Source organism: Xanthomonas arboricola pv. juglandis, from assembly GCF_905367715.1.
GTDB lineage: Bacteria > Pseudomonadota > Gammaproteobacteria > Xanthomonadales > Xanthomonadaceae > Xanthomonas > Xanthomonas arboricola.
Map to the genome: position 1 here is coordinate 3,113,846 of NZ_HG999362.1, position 18,935 is coordinate 3,132,780.

Sequence of the window (18,935 nt, forward strand, 5' to 3'; positions counted from 1 at the left end):
GCCGCGGAGGTTCCCTATCGTTTGGTCGTGATGGTTTTGCCGGTGCCGGTGATGGTCGCTACGCCAGCGCGCGCGCCGCCCTGTTTGGCAGCAGCCACCGCATCGGCATTCAGCGCGCTCGGCGGATGGCCGGCATTGGCGCCTTTGCCCAGCGCGGCAATCAGGTTGTCCACCGCCAGCTGCACCATCGCGCGGCGCGTGGCCAGGCTGGCGCTGCCGATATGCGGGGTGAGCACGACGTTGCGCAGGGCCAGCAGCTCGGGACGGACGGACGGCTCGCCTTCGTAGACATCCAGGCCGGCGCCGGCCAGGCGCCCGTTGGCGAGCGCATCGGCCAGCGCGATTTCATCGACCAGGCCGCCGCGCGCGATGTTCACCAGCGTGGCGGTGGGGCGCATCTTGCCCAGCGCCGCGGCATCGATGATGTGGTGCGAGTCCTTGGTGTACGGCAGCACCAGCACCAGGTGATCGGACTGCGCCAGCAACGTATCGCGGTCCACGTACTGCGCGCCGAGCGCCTGTTCGGTGGTGGCCGGCAGCTGGCTGCGGTTGTGGTACAGCACGCGCATGCCGAAGCCATGCGCGCCGCGGCGGGCGATGCCCTGCCCGATCCGGCCCATGCCCAGGATGCCCAGCGTGCTGCCGTGGATATCGGCACCGAGCATGGTCTTGAACGACCATTGCCCCCACTGCCCGTCGCGCAGCCAGCGCTCGGCTTCGGTGATGCGGCGCGCGGTGGCCATCAGCAAGGCAAAGCCGAGATCGGCCGTGGTCTCGGTCAGTACATCCGGGGTATTGCTGGCCAGGATGCCGGCTGCGCTGAGCACATCCAGATCCAGGTTGTTGTAGCCCACGCCGACGTTGGCGATCGCGCGTAGTTGCGGTGCAGAGGCGATTTCCGCCGCGCCGATACGCTCGTTGAGGGTGATCAGCGCACCGTCCAGCGATGCCAGCCGCGCAGCCAGCTCGGCCGGCGAATACGCGGTGACGCGCGCGGTGGTGGTCAGCTCGAAATGCTCGCCCAGCTGCGCGACGACATCGTCGAACAGCGGCTGGCTGACCCACACCTTGGCGCGGGGCGACTCAGACATCGGCCTGACCGGGAATGCGTGGCGCCACCTCGCCGACATCGCCGCACTGGGCGCGATGACGCAAGGCCTGGTCCATCAGCACCAGCGCCATCATCGCCTCGGCGATCGGGGTGGCGCGGATACCGACGCAGGGGTCGTGGCGGCCGGTGGTGATCACATCGACCACCGCGCCGTCCGCGTCCACGGTCGCGCCGGGCAGGCGCAGGCTGGAGGTCGGCTTGAGCACCATCGAGGCGGTGATCGCCTGGCCGGTGGAAATGCCGCCCAGGATGCCGCCGGCATGATTGCTGAGAAAGCCTTCCGGGGTGATCAGGTCGCGGTGTTCGGTGCCCTTCTGCGCGGCGCTGGCGAAGCCGTCGCCGATTTCCACGCCCTTGACCGCATTGATGCTCATCAAGGCGGCGGCCAGTTCGGCATCGAGCTTGCCGTAGATCGGCTCGCCCCAGCCCGCCGGCACGCCACCGGCCACCACGTCCACGCGCGCGCCGACCGAGTCGCCGGACTTGCGCAGCGCGTCCATGTAGGTCTCCAGCTCCGGTACCTGCTCGGCATGCGGCCAGAAAAACGGGTTGTCCTCGACCGCATTCCAGTCGAAACCGGTCGGGCGGATCTCGCCCAGCTGCGATAGAAATCCGCGCACCAGCACGCCGTAGCGCTGCTTGAGCCACTTCTTGGCGATCACCCCGGCGGCCACACGCATGGTGGTCTCGCGCGCGGACGAACGCCCGCCGCCGCGCGGATCGCGGATGCCGTACTTCTGCCAATAGGTGTAGTCGGCGTGCCCGGGACGGAACTGCTGGGCGATGTTGCTGTAGTCCTTGCTGCGCTGATCGGTGTTGCGGATCAGCAGGCCGATCGGCGTGCCGGTGGTGCGGCCTTCATAGACGCCGGACAGGATCTCGATCTCGTCGGCTTCGCGGCGTGCCGAGGTGTGCCGGCTCTTGCCGGATGCACGCCGCTGCAGATCGCGGGTGAATTCTTCCGGTGCGATCTCCAGGCCCGGCGGGCAACCGTCGACCACGCAGCCGATCGCCGGCCCGTGCGACTCGCCGAAGGTGGTGACCGTCAACAGGCGGCCGAAACTGTTACTGCCCATGACGGCATCCTCTCAACATTGCAGCAGGTGGCGTGGCGCGCAGGATGCGCGGCAGGTGACGTGCCGCCACCAGCATCGGTGCCACCGCGAACAGGCCGCTGAACACCAGCGCAAAGACATCCAGCTTAATGCGCCCACTCAGCAGCCAATCGGCGAGCAGGTGCAGCGCAACGCCAGTTCCGACCAGCAGGCCGAGTGCCACAATGAGCGTGCGGCGCCGATGCGCACGCAAGGCCGCATCCGAACTGACCACCACGATCCACGCCGACACCAGGCCGAAAAACGCCATCAGGCCGAAGCCGATCTCCGCCCCCGCCCTCAACAAGCGCTGTGGCAAGGGACCGCCGTACATCGGGTCGAACAGGCGGTACACCACGTCGATCAAACTGAGCGGAATGCCGACGCCGAAGATGGACACCGGCACCAGCAACAGCAGATCGCTCAGCTGCGGCCGCGCGATGGACGATTCAGCGCGCACTGGCCAGCTCGGCGATGCGCGCGCCGTGCGCGATTAGCTCGCGGCATTCGACCGCGAAGATGCCCATCTGCCCCACCTTGAACTCGACCCAGGCCAGATCCACTTCCGGCAACAGCTTGATCAGGTGCTGCTCGGACTCGCCCACTTCGCAGATCAGCAGGCCATCTTCGCTGAGGTGCTGCGGCGCATCGCGCAGGATCTTCAGCACCAGATCCAGGCCGTCGTCGCCCGCACGCAGACCCAGCTCCGGCTCGTAGGAATACTCCTGCGGCAGCGCGTCGGTTTCGTCGTTGGTGACATACGGCGGATTGGTGACGATCAGGTCGTACTGGCGGCCACCCAGCCCGGCGAATAGGTCCGACTTGAGCAGGGTGACATTGTCGGCATGCAGGCGCGCCTTGTTTTCGGCGGCCAGTGCCAGCGCGTCGTCGCTGATGTCCACGCCGTCCACGTCCCACTGCGGGTTGTAGTGGCCCATGGCGATCGCGATGCAGCCCGAACCGGTGCACAGGTCCAGCGCGCGAGTGACTTCGCGTCCGCCCAGCCAGGGTTCGAAGCCGGCCTCGATCAGCTCGGCGATCGGCGACCGCGGCACCAGCGCACGCGCATCGCTCTTAAAGCTCAGCCCGGCGAACCAGGCCTCGCCGGTCAGGTATGCCGCCGGCACGCGCTCGTTGATGCGGCGCTCGAACAGGCCCAGCACCTGCTCCTTTTCCGAGCGCAGCAGGCGCGCCTGGCCATAGGCCGGGCCCAGATCGTGCGGCAGATGCAGGCTGTGCAGGACCAGTTGGGTGGCCTCGTCCAGCGCATTGTCGTAGCTATGGCCGAAGGTCAGACCGGCTGCATTGAAACGGCTGGTGCCGTAGCGGATCAGGTCGATGATGGTGTGCAGTTCGTCGGCCGCGGCGGCAGTCATGGCAACAACTAAAGAGGAATCGGCCCACGATTATAGAGGTCGGATCGGTATCATGAGCGTCCGTTGCACTGGAAACCGCCATGTTCAATCGCAATACCGGCATCGTGCTGCTGGTGGCGCTGGCCGCCGGCCTGGGGCTGTTGCTGGGCCAGAAGTTTCTCGGCGCCGCGCCCAGCTCGCCCTGGCCGCCCACCCGCACCATCACCTTTTATCCGCAGCCACGCACGCTGCCGCAGTTCAGCCTGCGCCAGTCCGACGGCACCCAGCTGGTACCCGGTGAGCTGCAGGGACATTGGACGCTGGTGTTCCTGGGCTTCACCTTTTGCCCGGACGTCTGCCCGACCACGCTGACCGATCTGGCGGTGGCGCAGCAGCAGTGGGAAAGCATCCCCGATGGCCTGCGCCCGCGCGTGCTGTTCGTGTCGGTAGACCCGCAGCGCGACCCGCCGGCGCGCCTGGGCGAATATGCGCATGCCTTCCACAAGGACACCCTGGCCGCCACCGCCGAGGTGCCGGCGCTGCAGCGCTTCGCCACCGCGCTGGGCTTCGTGTTCCAGAAAGTGCCGGGCAAGGGCTTTGCGGACAATCCCAACGACTACAGCATGGATCACTCGGCCGGCATCGCCGTGCTCGACCCGCAGGGCCGCCTGGCCGGCCTGATCCGTCCCCCGCTCGACCCCAAGGCGATCGCCGCCGACCTCCAGCAACTGACCAAGGTAACCGCTCCGTGAGTCTCGTCACCTCCCTGACCTACGTGCTGCCGCACCGGTTGCTGTCCTCGCTGGCGCGCGCGCTGGCCTATTCCGATACGCCGTCCACCAAGCAATGGTTGATCGACACGGTCACGCGCAAGTTCGGCGTGGACCTGGGCGAGGCACTGGAACCGGACCCGCGCGCCTATCCCACCTTCAATGCATTCTTCACCCGCGCCTTGAAGCCGGGCGCACGCGTGCCCGACGCCGATCCTGCGGCGCTGCTGATGCCCGCCGACGGCCGCATCAGCCAGCTCGGCCCGATCGAGAACGGCCGCATTTTCCAGGCCAAGGGGCAGTCGTTCACTGCCGCCGAGTTGCTCGGCGACGCCGAAGCGGCGTTGCCGTTCAACGACGGCCTGTTCGCCACCGTCTACCTCTCGCCCAAGGACTACCATCGCGTGCATATGCCGTGGACCGGCACCCTGCGCGAGACCGTGCACGTGCCCGGCCGCTTGTTCAGCGTCGGCCCGGATGCGGTGCGCAACGTGCCGCGGCTGTTCGCGCGCAACGAGCGCCTGGTCTGCCACTTCGACACCGACTTCGGCCCGATGGTCTCGGTGATGGTGGGCGCGCTGCTGGTGTCGGGCGTGGAAACGGTGTGGAGCGGCGTGGAGATCCCGCGCTACGGCGACCGCATCACGCGCAAGGACTATCGCGGCAAGGGCATCGTGCTGGAGCGGTTTGCGGAGATGGCGCGCTTCAATTACGGCTCGACCGTGATCGTGCTGCTGCCGCCCGGTGTCGCAAAGCTCGATGGCGGACTTGCCGCGGAGACATCGGTGCGCCTGGGGCAAGCGCTCGCCCGTCGCCAGGCGGGCTGATCACCGCCGCGCACCTACGATTGCCCGCCTCTGCGCGCAAGTGATGCAACGCAGCGACGCCCTCGTAGGAGCGGGCCTGACCGCGACAGGGCCTTCTCGACGACGTTCAATGCGCAGACGCATGTCGCACTCCCAGTCTTCGATGTAGAGCGTCCTCGCTTGCGCTGGAACTAGCCGGACTGGTTCGTCGCTGCCAGGTCCGCTCCTACAACGGCGCAGCCCGGCGCAGTGCCCCGATGCGGTACGCCCGCACTGGCCAATGATCCCGCTGATCAGCTCGACGGCCTGTTCCGAGCAAGAACACTTGTCCACGGCGAAACGCCACCATGACAGCGGCATCGCACTCAGGCTCGCTCGCTACAGGACTGCTGCCCACTCCGGCTCCCAACAAGACGATGCGGGTGTAGGAGCGGGCCCGACCGCGACATGGCATGCGCAGTGAGGCTGGGGGCTTGCGCCTTTGGCACTCCAGCCCCCGATTCGGAACTGCCTTGCCTGTGCTGGAGCTACCGGGGCTGCTTTGTCGCGGCCAGGTCCGCTCCTACGGGGCGCCCGACCGCTTCTAACGGAGCGCGGCCCGGCGCAGCTTGCCGAAGCAGCTGGCCGTGTTCTAACTGACGTGGTACTGCAAGCGCTGCTCAGCGATCGCAGCCGGCCAGCTTGATGCTCTGCCCTGGCTTGAGCGCATACGACGGCGCCTTCAGGCCATTGGCCTTGGCCAGCTCCTTGATCTCGCACTGGTACTTCTGCGCGACGCGGCCGAGCGTGTCGCCCCTGGCGATGGTGTAGCTGCGCGCCTGCTTGGCCTTGGGCTTGGCGATCGCCGGCTGGCCGGTGGCCACGGTGGTCGGCACGCCGGCCATCGGGCTGACATCGCCCACCGCCACGCTGGGCACGTACTCGGGGGCGCTGCTGCTGCGCACGATTGCGCTGTTGAGATCGGCGGTGATCAGCGTGCGCGCCAGATCCGCGCGCGGGCCGTTGACGCAGTATCGCGTGTACAGGCTGACGATGCGGTTGGTGGCGTTGATGACGGTGCCGGCCGGGATCCAGCCATCGGATTCATAGCGCGGGTTGAGGTTGCGCAATGCGCGCATGTAGCCGTCGCGCGTGCCCATGCTGCCCAGGCAGATGGTGAGTTCGTAGATGGTGGTCGACTTGGCCAGCTTCAGCGTGGCCGGCTGCGCGTCGAGCTTGGCGAAGTCCACGCCGTACTGGCGCGGGTGCAGGAAGATCCAAGCCGCAGCGATCACCATCGGCACGTAGTCCTTGGTTTCGGCCGGGAACTGGTTGTAGACGTCCTGCTCCCAGAACCCGCGCCCGCCGCTCTGCGAGAACACGCGCGCGGCACGGCCTTCGCCACCGTTGTAGGCGGCCAGCGCCAGTTCGATGTTGCGGTTGAGCCCGGCCATGCGCTCGTTGAGGTAGGCGGCGCTGGCTTCGGCGGCGCTGCGTGCATCGAAGCGCGTGTCGAAGCCGGTGCCGTCCGGGCCCAGCCCGAAGCGACGCCCGGTGGCCGGCATGAACTGCATCAACCCGGCCGCGCCGGCACGCGAGCTGGCGTGCACCTTGCCGTTGGATTCCTTGGCCATGATGCCGAACAGCAGCGCCTCGGGCAGGCCGCGCTTCTGCCATTCCGGCCACATCACCCCGCGCAGGTTGCTGTAGTTCTCGTAGCTGGTCAGCAGCGCCGGGCGCATGTCGGTCAGCCAGCGGCGGATGCCGGCCTGCACCGCAGGGTTGTACTGCACCATCTTGTCGAAATCGTGGCGCTGGTCGTTGAGCAGCGTGGCAGCACGCGCCGCCTCGGGCACGCCGTTCGCCGCCGGGCCGAGGTGGTCCGGGTCGGCCTGCAGCAGGGTGTCGTCGTCCTGCGGATCTTCGGCGGCCGGCGCTTCGGCATCGGCGCGCGCCTTCAGCAGGCGCTTGTAGGTGGCCAGCTGATTGGCGACCAGGCAGCCGCGCTGCTTGATGCAGGCGTCGATGACGTCTTCCATGTCCTCCAGCGCGGCATCGCCTTCGGCGGTGCCCTTGGGGTCGGAGTTGTTCACCAGCACCAGCGCATCGCGGTAACGCTTTTCGGCGGCGGCCATGCGGGCATCGAGCACGGCGGCCTTCTCCGTGTCGCGTTTGGAAATGGCGTGGGCAGCGGGGACGACAGACATCAGCGCCACCACGACCAGAACCGGCCATGGGCGCAAACCAAAATGAGCGAGCGGCATCGTAGGCAGTACAGCGGAAAGGCAGGCAGGGTAGCCGCCGGGACGACACCGGGGCAAGGCGGCGGGGCCGGCAGGGTCAGTGGGCCGTTAGCTTGGCAGTGGCGCAGCGGGCCTGGAATGCCTTGGGGAAGGGCGGCAAGCCGCGGGCACACCGGCTGTGTCATTGCACTGCCTGTGGGCGGCTGGTGGCTGGACAGCGCGGTCGAAATCCGGGGCCAAGCCCCGCCCGGTCTGCCCGGCCGGATTGCCCGCTAGAATCCGGCGTTTCCCACCGGATCTACGCTATGGCCTCGTTCCTGCTCGGCAAAGGCGTCACCGACGACATCCCGGTCGTGCTGGAAGGGCGTTTCGGCAATCGCCACGGACTGGTGGCCGGCGCCACCGGCACCGGCAAGACCGTGACCTTGATGACCCTGGCCGAAGGCTTCTCGCGCATGGGTGTACCGGTGTTCCTGGCCGACGTGAAAGGCGATGTCGCTGGCCTGGCGGTGGCAGGCGATGGCGCCGCCGGCGTGCTGCAGCGCGCCACGGAGATCGGCATCGCCGACTACGCGCCGGCCGCCAGCCCGGTGGTGTTCTGGGATCTGTACGGCCAGCTCGGCCACTCGGTGCGCACCACCGTCAGCGAGATGGGCCCTACCCTGCTCGCGCGCATTCTGGAACTCAACGACACCCAGTCCGGCGTGCTCGACATCGTGTTCAAGCTGGCCGACGACCGCGGCCTGCTGTTGCTGGACCTGGACGACCTGCGTGCATTGCTTGGATTGGTGGTGGAAGAACGCAAGGAACTGTCCACCAGTTACGGGCTGGTCTCCAGCCAGTCGGTGGCCGCGATCCAGCGCGCCCTGCTGCGGCTGGCGCAGGACGGCGGCGAGCACTTCTTCGGCGAGCCGGCGCTGGAGCTGGCTGACCTGATGCGCGTGTCTGCGGACGGCCGCGGCGTGATCGGCATCCTGGCGGCCAATCAACTGGTGCTCAAGCCGAAGCTGTATTCCACCTTCCTGCTATGGCTGCTGTCGGAACTGTTCGAGCGTCTGCCCGAGGTGGGCGACCTGGAACACCCCAAGCTGGTGTTCGTATTCGACGAAGCGCATCTGCTGTTCGACGATGCGCCGGCTGCGCTGGTGCAGCGGATCGAGCAGGTGGTACGGCTGATCCGCTCCAAGGGCGTGGGCGTGTATTTCTGCTCGCAGTTTCCCGACGACATTCCGGACAACATCCTCGGCCAGCTCGGAAACCGCGTGCAGCATGCCCTGCGCGCGTTCACCCCGCGCGACCAGAAGGCGGTCAAGACCGCGGCGCAGACCTTCGTGGCCAATCCCAAACTCGATGTGGCCACGGCGATCTCCAGCCTGGGCACCGGCGAAGCGCTGGTGTCGCCGCTGCAAGGCAAGGGCGTGCCGGCACCGGTGCAGCAAACGCTCATCGCCCCGCCACGCTGCCGCATGGGCGCCATCAGCGAGACCGAACGCGCGCAGGTGCGCGCTGCCAGCCCGGTCGGCACCCGCTACGACACCGCGATCAACCGAGAATCTGCTGCCGAACTGCTGGCGCGCCGCGTCGAACAGGTCGCCGAAAACAACGCAGCACCGCCGGCACGCACCCGCGAAGACGACGATGCGCACGACAGCGGCTTCGGCAAGGTGGTCAAGGACGCGGTGTTCGGCACCAGCCGCCGCCAGGGCATGCTTGAGACGATGGCCAAGCAGACCTCGCGTACGATCGGCAACAGGATCGGCCAGCAAATCGTGCGCGGCATCTTCGGTAGTATTTTTGGCGGGAAGCGCTGAACCCAGACATCCAATGAGGAGGCACCATGAGCAAGGAGGCCAAGAAGACCCTGCTGGCCTGCACGATTGCCATCGTGCTTGTCGTCGTCAGCACGGCCTCAGCTGAACAGAAAGATCAGAGTGACCTTTGGCCTCTAAAGCGGCAGCAGGTACTGACTGGCACCTACACAGGGCAACTCACCTCCTACACGCAAGACTGCCAGACTGTCCGCGCCGAGCTTTTTCTTTCGATGCCGACTCCGAGCGGAAACATGCAGCGTTACACGTTAAAAACCACATGCATCGCTGGCAACCAGCTGAACGGCCCACCCCGAACGATTACCGGCGCCTGGGACATGGACGAGGCGATCGGTAGCTGTCTGGTGCTCAACTTCATGGACGTCGACGATCCGATGGTCGGACCGAACATCTACGGGTTTGCCGTCGAAGAGGATCTTCTCCCCTCGGACCACAAGCACCCCATCTACGTTCTCGCTCAAGACGGCCATAACTGCCACAGCGGCAGATCACCGGAATACGACGACAAGGTGCTCAGAAGGGTGCGCTGACAACGGCACACCCTGGTTTGCGCGAAGGACTGTGGCCAGTAAAGGCCAGTCTTTTTCAATAGGCTGGCTATCTACAGTTCTGCTTCTACGTACCACGGGCACTGACGCGCTAGAAGCGCAACTTTGCAGTCATTGCAAAACTCCGACGCGATATCTCCGCCGCCTGGCAACGCCCGTGCTCCAGCAAAGCTCATGCTCGAGTTAAGTCAGCACACCCTGCAACTTGGCGTACTGCAGCAGCATGATGGTCTTGGCATCGGCGATTTCGCCTGAGCCGATCATCGCCAGCGCCGTATCCAGCGACAGTTCCAGTACCTCGATCTCTTCGCCGTCTTCTTCGAGTCCGCCGCCCTCGCTGACCTTGTCGCCGTCGAAGTATTCACCGACGAAGAAGTACAGGCGTTCGGTGACCGAGCCAGGGCTCATGAAGGCCTCGAACACCTTGCGCACGTTGTCGATGCGGTAGCCGGTTTCTTCTTCGGTTTCCTTGCGAATGCAGGTCAGCGCATCGTCCCGGTCGAGCAGGCCGGCGCAGGCTTCGATCAGCATGCCGTCGGGATTGCCGTTGAGCAGTGTGGGCAGGCGGAACTGGCGGGTGAGCATCACCGTCTGCTTGGCGCGGCTATACAGCAGGATGGTGGCGCCATTGCCACGATCGTAGGCCTCGCGCGACAGGGTCTGCCAGCGGCCGTCCTTGCGCTGGAAATCGAACGTGACCTTGCGCAGCACATACCAATTGTCCGAGAGCACATCAATGCTGCGAATGCGGACCTGCGGGTTGCCAGTGGCAGAGGGATTCAAGCGACACTCCTTGTGATGCGAGCGACGGCAATGCCAGGGGCGCGGCGCGCCCGGTCGCTCGTACTGGCCGCGAGATTGCGGCGGGCTATTATTTTACCTATCGCTCTCCCGGTGCGTCAGACAGATCACGCACGCAATGCATCGGCGGTCTGTCGATGCGCGTCCGATGCTATCGGACACAGCGAGCTCCAATGCAGTGCTGCCACTGACGCATGGCCAGCAATATCCAGACCGTGCCGGCGACATGTCGCCGGCCTGTGCCCATTCCAGGTTTAATTGGCTTGCCCTCCCCCAATTGCGTGACGGCGCACGCCACCGCACAATCCGGTCACATCACACGCCTGGGGAGCGTCATGGAAGACCGTTTTCGCGCACGCAAGGTTGCCGCGCAGGCCGCGCCGGCACCGTTCTGGACCCGCATTCCCGCCATTGCCACCTATCCGCTGCGCGGCTCGGCGCTGTACGCATTGATTGCGCTGACGCTGTGTAGCGCGCTGCTGGTGCTGCCCGGCATCCTGAAACTGGTGGTCGCCGGCGTGCTGGGCATGGCGACCTACACCTATGCCTTCGACATCCTGCGCCATACCGCCGACGGGCAAGCCGACGCTCCCCGGCTGGGCTACAACAGCTTCGACAGCGCGGTGCTGCGGCTGGTCCTGCTGGCGCTTGCGCTGGGCATCGTCATTGGTGCGGCGGGCGTACTGGCGGGCAAGCCTGGCCTGACCATCGCCTATCTTGCAGCCCAGTTGCTGCTGCCGGGCATGATGATTGCGCTGGCCATCGACGGCAGCCTGCGCCGCGCCCTCAATCCGGCCGTGTCGATCGACATGGCAGTGCGCATCGGCTGGCCGTACCTGGCTGCATACGGTTTGCTGTACGTGATCCAGGGCAGCGCCACTGCGGCGATCTTCATCGCGGTGAAGTATCTGCCGCCGATCGTGCGCGAGGCGACGATGGTGATCGCCTCGATCTGGAGCCTGTTCGCCAGCTTCCACCTGATGGGGTATCTGGTCTACCAGTACCACGAAGAACTCGGCTACGTGCCCAGCGGCGATGCGACGTTCGAGCGCGAAGACCCCGATCAACGCCTGCTCGACGAAGCCGAACAATACCTGCGCGACGGACACTCCGACGAGGCATTCCAGGCCCTGCGCGGGGCGGTGCGTTCGCGTGCGGTGAGCCTGGCGGTGCACGAGCTGTATCAACGCCTGCTGCGTCAACACCATCGCAACGATGAACTGCGCGAGCACACCCGCCAGTACATCAACCGCCTGCTGCAGGAAAAACAGGAGCGTCGCGCGCTCGCACTGCAGCGCGAAGCGCTGGACGGTGACTCCACGTTTACCCCGCTGACGCCAGAGCACGCCACCTTGCTGGCCGAGCGCGCCAAGATGGCCGGGCAATTCCAGCTGGCGACCGACGGCTTGCTTGCGGCAATCGCCGCATGGCCGCGCGATCGGATGATGCCGGCCTGGTCGCTGGATGCCGGCCTGCTGTTGGGCGAACGGTTCGGCCGCGATGAGCAGGCGCGCGCAGTGCTGCAAAACGCACTGACTCAATGCGACGACGATGCACTGCGCACGAAGCTGGAAGCCGCGCTGAAAGCGGTGGCGATTCAACCAGCTTGAACAGCCAACAAAATTTTAAAGGCGACAGGTAAATCCCCAAAATTGGCGCATCTTGCGACATGCACTGCTCGCAGCCCTGCACACCGAGCATCTCGACTGGTCCTTGCCCGCCCACCGTCGCGGGACCTTACGCGGCATGGATGCCGCGTAAGAGCCTACACGGACGTACTTGCGGCGTGTCCTGCGATGGTGGGCGGGTAAGGGCCCTGCAGCTAGGCTGCAGATCCACCGCTCTGCAACTCATCCATCCGCGCTAGATAATTCTGCTCGAGGCAGAAGACACAACAGCAACCCGGCCCTCGCGTAGCAGTGTCTTTCAAGTGCAGTCAAATGCCAGGTCAAAAACTCGGTGAGTCGAGCGCGCGGCGCCCTCACCGCTTGCGTTGGCAACACGGATCAATCAGAAACCACTCACCCGTTCTCGAGCAAAAAGCGCGCCTTGCTGGCCTGTGCCTGCTCGGGAAACTGCTCCAGCAGCTGACGCAGCAAGCGCGTACGCTGTGCGCCGTCCTGCAGCTCGCCGTGCCGCAGGGCCAGTACGAACCAGTGGTGCGCCAGCTCGGCGCGCGGCATCCCCGACTCGCCTTCCTTCAACAGACGTTCGGCATCGGCCAACAATCCCGTGCGCAGGCATGCGCCGATCAGTGCCGTGCGCGCCGATGGCGCGTACCCGATCCCGGCCTTGCCCAGTTCGGCAGCGACTGTCAGCTGGATGCGCGTCTGCTCGACGTGGTGCGTGTGCAGTTGCAACAGCGTCTGCGCGTGCTGCAGGCTGTCCTGGTTGCGGCCGGCATTGCGCGCGGTGCGGTAGCGCGCCAGCGCCACGTCCAGGTTATGCGGTTGTTCGCTGGCCAGCTCCGCCAACAGTCGCTCGGCTTCCACGTTCTCCATGCGTCCCAGGTGCCGCTGCGCGCGCTCCCAGCGATCGTCCACCAGCACTGCCTCGCTCTCCTGCATGAAGGACGGGCGCGTGCGCCGCAACAGCACCAGTACGACACCGAGCAGCGCGCCACTGACCAGCCCACCGGCGTGTGCCTCAAAGGCGACGCTGCCGTTGTCGCTCCATAGCAGGCTGTACAGCTCCCAGCCCAGCCACAGCGGCAGCAGCAGGATCGCCGGCCCGCGTACGTAATCGAATACCACAAAGAACCAATAGAAGAAGCGCACCTTGCGCCTGCCCCAGACTACGCAGAACGCGCCCATCAAGGCAGCGATCGCACCGGAGGCGCCCAGGCCGCCGCCCGGCGCGCCCCAGCGCCACCACAAGCTGGCCGCGCTGGCGCCGAACCCGCCGAGCAGATACAGCAGCAGGAACCAGCCGCTGCCAATCGCGCCTTCCAGCAAGGTGCCCAGCGCCAGCAGAAACAGCATGTTGCCCAGCAAATGATCGAAGCTGCCATGCAGGAAGGTGGCCGTCAGCATCCTCGCAGGTGACCACTCGGAGCTACGCTGCAGATGCCGCAGCGTGAACACCTTGGACAGGCGCGCATCGTAGGGCGCGCGCAATGTGCGCCATTCGCGCAGACGCTGCTCGTCCTTGAACAATGCGCCACTGCGCAATGCCTCTGTAAAGGCCAGGTCGTGCATCGTCAGGTGCGCCAGATACGCAAGGCGTTGCCGCGCAGGCACGCTGCCCAGCTTGCCCTGGCGCGCAGCGCGCAACTTGGTGTCGTCGGTTTGCTGCAGATAGCGCTCGTGGGCTTGCGCCTCCACTGCACCGAGGCCGGACTCGACGTAGTAGCGCACCGCGTTTTCGACCAGCGCATCGTCCTTGCGCTGATAGCCCAGGTAGACCACCACATTGAACAACACCAGCAGCAGGGTCACCCAGGGAATGTTCTGGCGCGACCAGGGTTTGTGCAGCGGCATCAGCAACATGACAACGTCCGTGTCCCAGAAAGCGCAAAGCTTCGCCGTGCGGCGGCAGATGCGCAAGCCGGCCATGCGCGCTAGCATCGCGGCCCCGCTGTCGGATACACCGCCCATGAGCCGCTGGCGCCCGCCCGCCGAAAAAAGCACCGCACTGATCACGCCCGAGGGCCACGCCCGGCTCAAGGCCGAGCTGGAAGAGCTGTGGCGCGTGCGTCGGCCGGAGGTGGTGCGTGCGCTGGCTGCCGCCGCGGCAGAAGGCGACCGCTCGGAGAACGCCGAGTACACCTATCGCAAGAAGCAGCTCGGCGAGATCGACCGCCGCGTGCGTTATCTGAGCAAGCGGCTGGAAGCGCTACGCGTGGTGGATACCGCACCGACCGATCCGCGCGCGGTGTTCTTCGGCGCACAGGTCGAACTGGAGGACGCCGACAGCGGCGAGCTGCTGCACTACCGCATCGTCGGCCCGGACGAAACCGACGCTGGACGCGGCTGGATCAGCATCGACTCGCCCTTGGCGCGCGCCCTGCTGAAAAAACGCGTGGACGACGAGTTCGAAGCTCAGTTGCCGTCGGGCAAGCACACCTTCGTGGTGGTGTCGGTGGATTACGCCACTCAGTAGGCGAGTGATCGCACTCTGCTGACCTGCATGTAGGAGCGCACTTGCGCGCGATGGGGCGTCATCGATAAAGCCCCATCGCGCACAAGTGCGCTCCTACGGACAGATGTGTAAGAACCAGCGTCCAGTTACACCATCTGCAGATTCAACGGACGTCCCTGCTGGATTGCGACATTGGCCGGCAATGCATCGCCGAACAGATCGTGCTCGTCGCTGTCGGTGATTTCCACATCGACCAGGTCGCCGACCTTCAAGCCGCGCTCGCCGCCGTTCTGGATATGCACCAAGCCGTCGATTTCCGGGGCGTCCGCGCGTGAGCGCGCCACCGCGATATCGTCCTCGATCAGGTCGACCAGGCACTGCTGCACGCTGCCGATCTTGGCCTCCAGCCGCGCGGCGGAAATCTCCGCCTGCCTGGCCATGAAGCGCGCCAGACGCTCCTGCTTCACTTCTTCCGGCACCGGGTCCGGCAACGCGTTGGCGCTGGCACCTTCCACCGGCGAATACGCAAACGCGCCGACGCGATCGAGCTGGGCCTGATCCAGGAAGTCGAGCATGGATTCGAATTCGGCATCGGTCTCGCCGGGGAAGCCGACGATGAAGGTGGAGCGCACCGTGATCTCCGGGCACATCGCCTTCCAGCGCTGCACGCGCTCGAGGGTTTTTTCCACCGCACCGGGCCGCTTCATCAGCTTGAGGATGCGCGGGCTGGCGTGCTGGAACGGGATGTCCAGGTACGGCAGCAGCTTGCCTTCGGCCATCAGCGGAATCACATCGTCCACGTGCGGGTACGGATACACGTAGTGCAGCCGCGTCCACACGCCCAGTTCCGACAGGCCTTCGCACAGCGCCTTCATGCGGGTCTGGTACATGCGATCGCGCCACGGGCGCTCGGCATATTTCAGGTCCACGCCGTAGGCCGAGGTGTCCTGCGAGACCACCAGCAGTTCCTTGACCCCGCCACGGACCAGGCGTTCGGCTTCGCGCAGCACCTCATCGACCGGACGCGAGGCCAGATCGCCGCGCATCGAGGGAATGATGCAGAAGCTGCAACGGTGGTTGCAGCCTTCGGAGATCTTCAGATACGCGTAATGCCGCGGGGTCAGCTTGATGCCGTAGTCGGGCACCAGATCCACGAACGGGTCGTGGCGCGGCGGCAATGCGGCGTGCACCGCCTCCATCACGCTCTGGTAGTCCTGCGGGCCGGACACCGCCAGCACCTGCGGGTAGGCCTCGCGGATCTGTTCCGGGCGCTTGCCCAGGCAGCCGGTGACGATCACCTTGCCGTTGGCGTTCATCGCCTCGCCGATCGCGTCCAGCGACTCGGTCACCGCCGAGTCGATGAAGCCACAGGTGTTGACCACCACCACGTCGGCAGCGTCGTAACTGGGCACGATGTCGTAGCCCTCCACGCGCAACTGGGTGAGGATGCGTTCGGAGTCGACGAGCGCCTTCGGGCAGCCAAGGCTGACGAAGCCGACTTTGGGGTTCAGCTGGGACATGGAAGCAGGAGCCTGGGAACGGAGCGGCCTGGGGCCTGAGTGGAGCAATTATAGCGGCGCGCGGGCAGCGCTCTGAACCGCGCTGCGGGCAGGCAAGGTCATCTTAGCGAGACCCTCACCTGCAGCGCCGCCGATCCGGTCGATAATGCGCGCCTTCCCCTACCGCAGCAGGAGTTCCCATGGGTCACTGGACCACGCTCGACACCCCCGACGGCCAGGTCGCCGCCTGGCACGCCACCCCGACCTCCAGCCCGCGCGGCGGCCTGGTGGTGATCCAGGAGATCTTCGGCGTCAACGAACATATCCGCGCGGTGGCCGACGACTACGCCGCACGCGGCTACGAAGTGCTGGCGCCGGCCTTCTTCGACCTGGAAGAGAAGGACGTGCAGCTGCCCTACGACCAGGAGAGCCTGCAGCGCGGCCTGGCACTGGCCAATGCGGTCGGCCTGGAGCGCGCGGTGGAGGTGGTCAAATCCGCCGCCACCCTGCTCGGCCGCGCCGGCAAGGTCGGCACCGTGGGCTATTGCTGGGGCGGCTCGGTGGCGCTGCTGTCGGCGATCCGCCTGGGCCTGCCCTCGGTGAGCTACTACGGCGGCCGCAACACCCAGCTGCTGGACGAAACTCCGAAGGCGCCGGTGATGTTCCACTTCGGCGAGCAGGACACCAGCATTCCGCCCGAGGCGATCCAGGCCCACCGCGAGAAGCTGCCGCAGATGGAAACCTTCGTGTATCCGACCGGCCACGCTTTCAACCGCAGCATCGACCCCACCCACTACGACGCCGACAGCGCCGAGCGCGCGCTGGAGCGCACCCTGGGCTTTTTCGAAGCGCATCTGGGATGAGCGGGACTGCAGCCGGCACGTCCGGGGCGAGCGGCTTCCAGCTCGATGCGCGGCTGGCCGCAGACAGCGTGTTCGTCGCCGACGGACCGCTGTCGCAGGTGCGGCTGATGGACGACAGCCGCTTCCCGTGGCTGGTGCTGGTGCCGCGGGTCGCCGATGTCAGCGAGTGGATCGATCTGGATGGCGGCCAGCAGCGTCTGTTGCTGGCCGAGATCAATCAGCTCTCGCAGTTGCTGCGGGTCGAGCCCGGGGTCGCCAAGCTCAATATCGGCGCGCTGGGCAACATCGTGCGGCAGCTGCACGTGCATCTGGTCGGCCGGCATCCGGGCGATGCGGCCTGGCCTGGCCCGGTCTGGGGCAGCGGCAGCGCGCAGCGCTTCGAGGCCGATGCGCTGTCCCAGCATGTCGCTGCGTGGGCGCAGCGGCTACGATAGGCGCCCGTCTCACAACCACCTGTCCGCATGAAATCCAATGTCGTCGCCGCGCTGATCCTGATCCTCGTCGGCCTGCTGTTCCTGGCCAACAACCTGGGCTGGACCAATGTCAGTCTTGGCCGGCTGATCGCCACATGGTGGCCGGCGGCGTTGGTCGCCTGCGGTGTCGGGATGTTGTTTGGGCGCGGCAAATAGCCGGGAATCGGGAATCGGGATTGGGGAATCGTGAGAGCGCGCTTCTGGCGCTGTTGATTCCCGAACTACCCGGCCGTAGCTGCTGATCTGTCACTGATTGAATGCGGCAATGCGCCTTGAGGCGCGGCTCTCGCCCGTGCGCGTGATGGGCGTTAGCGCCCATGAATATGGAATGGAGCGATTCCAGCAGTCGATCAGCCCCAGCGCCTGGTCAGAGCGCCGACATCCCTTCTCCCATCGGGAGAGGGTGCCCCGAAGGGGCGGATGAGGGGACGCGCGAAGCCTCATGCGCTAGCCGACTGCACCCCTACAAAGCCAGGCTCCTGTATCCCCGAGACTGCCAGCGAACACGACACGGCCACCAATGCAGCCATGACCTGGCCGACATGACATCTGTCATCCGCAAGTGTTGACTTCCGGCACCTGATCGGCCGGCGTGTTGCGCGCAGCATGGGCGCACACCTACCGAGGACATTGCCATGCACTATCGCCTGATTCCCGCCCTGTTCCTGATCACGCTAGGCACGCTGTTTCTGCTGGACAACCTCGGGCTGGCCCGTATCGACCTGGGCAACCTGGTGTCGACCTGGTGGCCGGCACTGCTGATCGCCGCCGTCGTGCGCCAACTGCTGCGCTACCGCGAGCGGGCCACCGCGACCTGCTGAAGGCCGCGGCTGCTCCACTGCATCAGGTGCGCGGCAGGGTCACGCCGGTCTGGCCCTGGTACTTGCCGCCGCGGTCCTTGTACGAGGTCTCGCAGACTTCGTCGGACTGGAAGAACAGCATCTGCGCCACGCCTTCGTTGGCGTAGATACGCGCCGGCAGCGGCGTGGTGTTGCTGAATTCCAGCGTGACGTGGCCTTCCCACTCCGGCTCCAGCGGGGTCACGTTGACGATGATGCCGCAGCGCGCATAGGTGCTCTTGCCCAGGCACACCACCAGGGTGTCGCGCGGGATGCGGAAGTATTCCACCGTGCGTGCCAGCGCGAAGCTGTTGGGCGGGATGATGCACACATCCGATTCGATATCGACAAAGCTGCCCGGATCGAAGTGCTTCGGGTCGACAATGGTCGAGTTGATGTTGGTGAAGATCTTGAACTCGCGCGAGCAGCGCACGTCGTACCCGTAGCTCGAAGTGCCGAAGCTGACGATGCGCTGGCCGGCGGCGTCGTGCTTGATCTGGCCGGGTTCGAACGGCTCGATCATCGCGTGCTGTTCGGCCATGCGCTTGATCCAGCGGTCGCTCTTGATGCTCATGCGGTGTTCCTTGAAGACGGAAGGCGGCAGACCGAGCGGCCCGCGCGAAAGGCAGCGAATTCTAGCAAGCG

The 18,935-nt window shown here is 66.0% G+C and carries 19 protein-coding genes; 10 read left to right on the top strand and 9 right to left on the bottom strand.

The genetic code is table 11. The features are described from left to right. Window positions 1-14: 14 nt before the first annotated feature. The 4 genes from KHN93_RS13610 to prmB are packed head-to-tail and all read right to left on the bottom strand — an operon-like array spanning window position 15 to window position 3,581. A complete protein-coding gene (locus tag KHN93_RS13610) occupies window positions 15-1,091 on the bottom strand; it encodes a 2-hydroxyacid dehydrogenase (RefSeq protein ID WP_211920395.1) in 1,077 nt (358 codons plus the stop codon). Then, entirely contained in the window at window positions 1,084-2,187 is a 1,104-nt protein-coding gene (aroC, locus tag KHN93_RS13615; RefSeq protein ID WP_104606015.1) for a chorismate synthase, read from the bottom strand. Before aroC ends, KHN93_RS13610 begins: the two co-directional genes overlap by 8 nt. Next, window positions 2,177-2,665 (bottom strand): hypothetical protein, encoded by a 489-nt coding sequence (locus tag KHN93_RS13620; RefSeq protein WP_104606014.1) that lies wholly within the window; start codon window positions 2,663-2,665, stop codon window positions 2,177-2,179. Before KHN93_RS13620 ends, aroC begins: the two co-directional genes overlap by 11 nt. Then, window positions 2,655-3,581, bottom strand: a complete 927-nt coding sequence (gene prmB / locus KHN93_RS13625; protein WP_016903701.1) for a 50S ribosomal protein L3 N(5)-glutamine methyltransferase — start codon at window positions 3,579-3,581, stop codon at window positions 2,655-2,657. The genes KHN93_RS13620 and prmB overlap by 11 nt, the downstream gene beginning before the upstream one ends. Window positions 3,582-3,661: 80 nt before the next feature. On the opposite strand from prmB, the gene KHN93_RS13630 reads away from it, so the two are divergent. After that, entirely contained in the window at window positions 3,662-4,312 is a 651-nt protein-coding gene (locus KHN93_RS13630) for an SCO family protein (RefSeq protein ID WP_054592520.1), read from the top strand. Beyond that, entirely contained in the window at window positions 4,309-5,157 is an 849-nt protein-coding gene (gene asd, locus KHN93_RS13635) for an archaetidylserine decarboxylase (RefSeq protein WP_102584815.1), read from the top strand. The genes KHN93_RS13630 and asd overlap by 4 nt, the downstream gene beginning before the upstream one ends. A gap of 638 nt (window positions 5,158-5,795) precedes the next feature. Here asd and KHN93_RS13640 read toward each other — a convergent pair. Beyond that, the gene (locus KHN93_RS13640; RefSeq protein ID WP_024939546.1) at window positions 5,796-7,379 is read right to left on the bottom strand and encodes a transglycosylase SLT domain-containing protein; all 1,584 of its coding nucleotides are present in this window, start codon (window positions 7,377-7,379) and stop codon (window positions 5,796-5,798) included. Between the two features lie 284 nt (window positions 7,380-7,663). Between KHN93_RS13640 and KHN93_RS13645 the strand changes: the two genes are divergently transcribed. Together KHN93_RS13645 and KHN93_RS13650 are read left to right on the top strand one after the other, a co-directional pair. Continuing rightward, window positions 7,664-9,169: a helicase HerA-like domain-containing protein gene (locus KHN93_RS13645; protein WP_211920397.1), complete on the top strand. Its 1,506-nt coding sequence runs from the start codon at window positions 7,664-7,666 to the stop codon at window positions 9,167-9,169. Between the two features lie 26 nt (window positions 9,170-9,195). Continuing rightward, on the top strand, window positions 9,196-9,717 hold the full coding sequence (locus KHN93_RS13650; RefSeq protein ID WP_211920399.1) for a hypothetical protein: 522 nt from the start codon (window positions 9,196-9,198) through the stop codon (window positions 9,715-9,717). Between the two features lie 201 nt (window positions 9,718-9,918). On the opposite strand, the gene nudK is transcribed toward KHN93_RS13650, so the two are convergent. After that, window positions 9,919-10,518 (bottom strand): GDP-mannose pyrophosphatase NudK, encoded by a 600-nt coding sequence (gene nudK / locus KHN93_RS13655; RefSeq protein WP_065032468.1) that lies wholly within the window; start codon window positions 10,516-10,518, stop codon window positions 9,919-9,921. A gap of 353 nt (window positions 10,519-10,871) precedes the next feature. Here nudK and KHN93_RS13660 point away from each other — a divergent pair, with 353 nt between their 5' ends. Then, a complete protein-coding gene (locus KHN93_RS13660; RefSeq protein ID WP_212579648.1) occupies window positions 10,872-12,146 on the top strand; it encodes a hypothetical protein in 1,275 nt (424 codons plus the stop codon). Between the two features lie 411 nt (window positions 12,147-12,557). On the opposite strand, the gene KHN93_RS13665 is transcribed toward KHN93_RS13660, so the two are convergent. Beyond that, the gene (locus KHN93_RS13665; protein ID WP_211920401.1) at window positions 12,558-14,024 is read right to left on the bottom strand and encodes a rhomboid family intramembrane serine protease; all 1,467 of its coding nucleotides are present in this window, start codon (window positions 14,022-14,024) and stop codon (window positions 12,558-12,560) included. Window positions 14,025-14,130: 106 nt separating this feature from the next. Here KHN93_RS13665 and greB point away from each other — a divergent pair, with 106 nt between their 5' ends. After that, a complete protein-coding gene (gene greB, locus KHN93_RS13670) occupies window positions 14,131-14,637 on the top strand; it encodes a transcription elongation factor GreB (RefSeq protein WP_039523053.1) in 507 nt (168 codons plus the stop codon). 125 nt (window positions 14,638-14,762) lie between these two features. Here the strand turns inward: greB and rimO are convergent, their stop codons facing one another. Beyond that, window positions 14,763-16,136, bottom strand: coding sequence for a 30S ribosomal protein S12 methylthiotransferase RimO (gene rimO, locus KHN93_RS13675; protein WP_039526445.1), 1,374 nt, complete (start codon window positions 16,134-16,136; stop codon window positions 14,763-14,765). Window positions 16,137-16,315: 179 nt separating this feature from the next. On the opposite strand from rimO, the gene KHN93_RS13680 reads away from it, so the two are divergent. From KHN93_RS13680 to KHN93_RS13695, 4 genes are all read left to right on the top strand, one after another. Beyond that, on the top strand, window positions 16,316-16,978 hold the full coding sequence (locus KHN93_RS13680) for a dienelactone hydrolase family protein (protein WP_016905084.1): 663 nt from the start codon (window positions 16,316-16,318) through the stop codon (window positions 16,976-16,978). Further along, entirely contained in the window at window positions 16,975-17,412 is a 438-nt protein-coding gene (locus KHN93_RS13685; RefSeq protein ID WP_211920403.1) for an HIT domain-containing protein, read from the top strand. The genes KHN93_RS13680 and KHN93_RS13685 overlap by 4 nt, the downstream gene beginning before the upstream one ends. Before the next feature lie 27 nt (window positions 17,413-17,439). Continuing rightward, window positions 17,440-17,607: a LiaI-LiaF-like domain-containing protein gene (locus KHN93_RS13690; protein ID WP_006452352.1), complete on the top strand. Its 168-nt coding sequence runs from the start codon at window positions 17,440-17,442 to the stop codon at window positions 17,605-17,607. A 479-nt stretch (window positions 17,608-18,086) separates the two neighbouring features. Beyond that, on the top strand, window positions 18,087-18,272 hold the full coding sequence (locus KHN93_RS13695; RefSeq protein ID WP_211920405.1) for a LiaF transmembrane domain-containing protein: 186 nt from the start codon (window positions 18,087-18,089) through the stop codon (window positions 18,270-18,272). 22 nt (window positions 18,273-18,294) lie between these two features. Here the strand turns inward: KHN93_RS13695 and dcd are convergent, their stop codons facing one another. Further along, the gene (gene dcd, locus KHN93_RS13700) at window positions 18,295-18,864 is read right to left on the bottom strand and encodes a dCTP deaminase (RefSeq protein WP_010366727.1); all 570 of its coding nucleotides are present in this window, start codon (window positions 18,862-18,864) and stop codon (window positions 18,295-18,297) included. Between the last annotated feature and the right edge of the window lie 71 nt (window positions 18,865-18,935).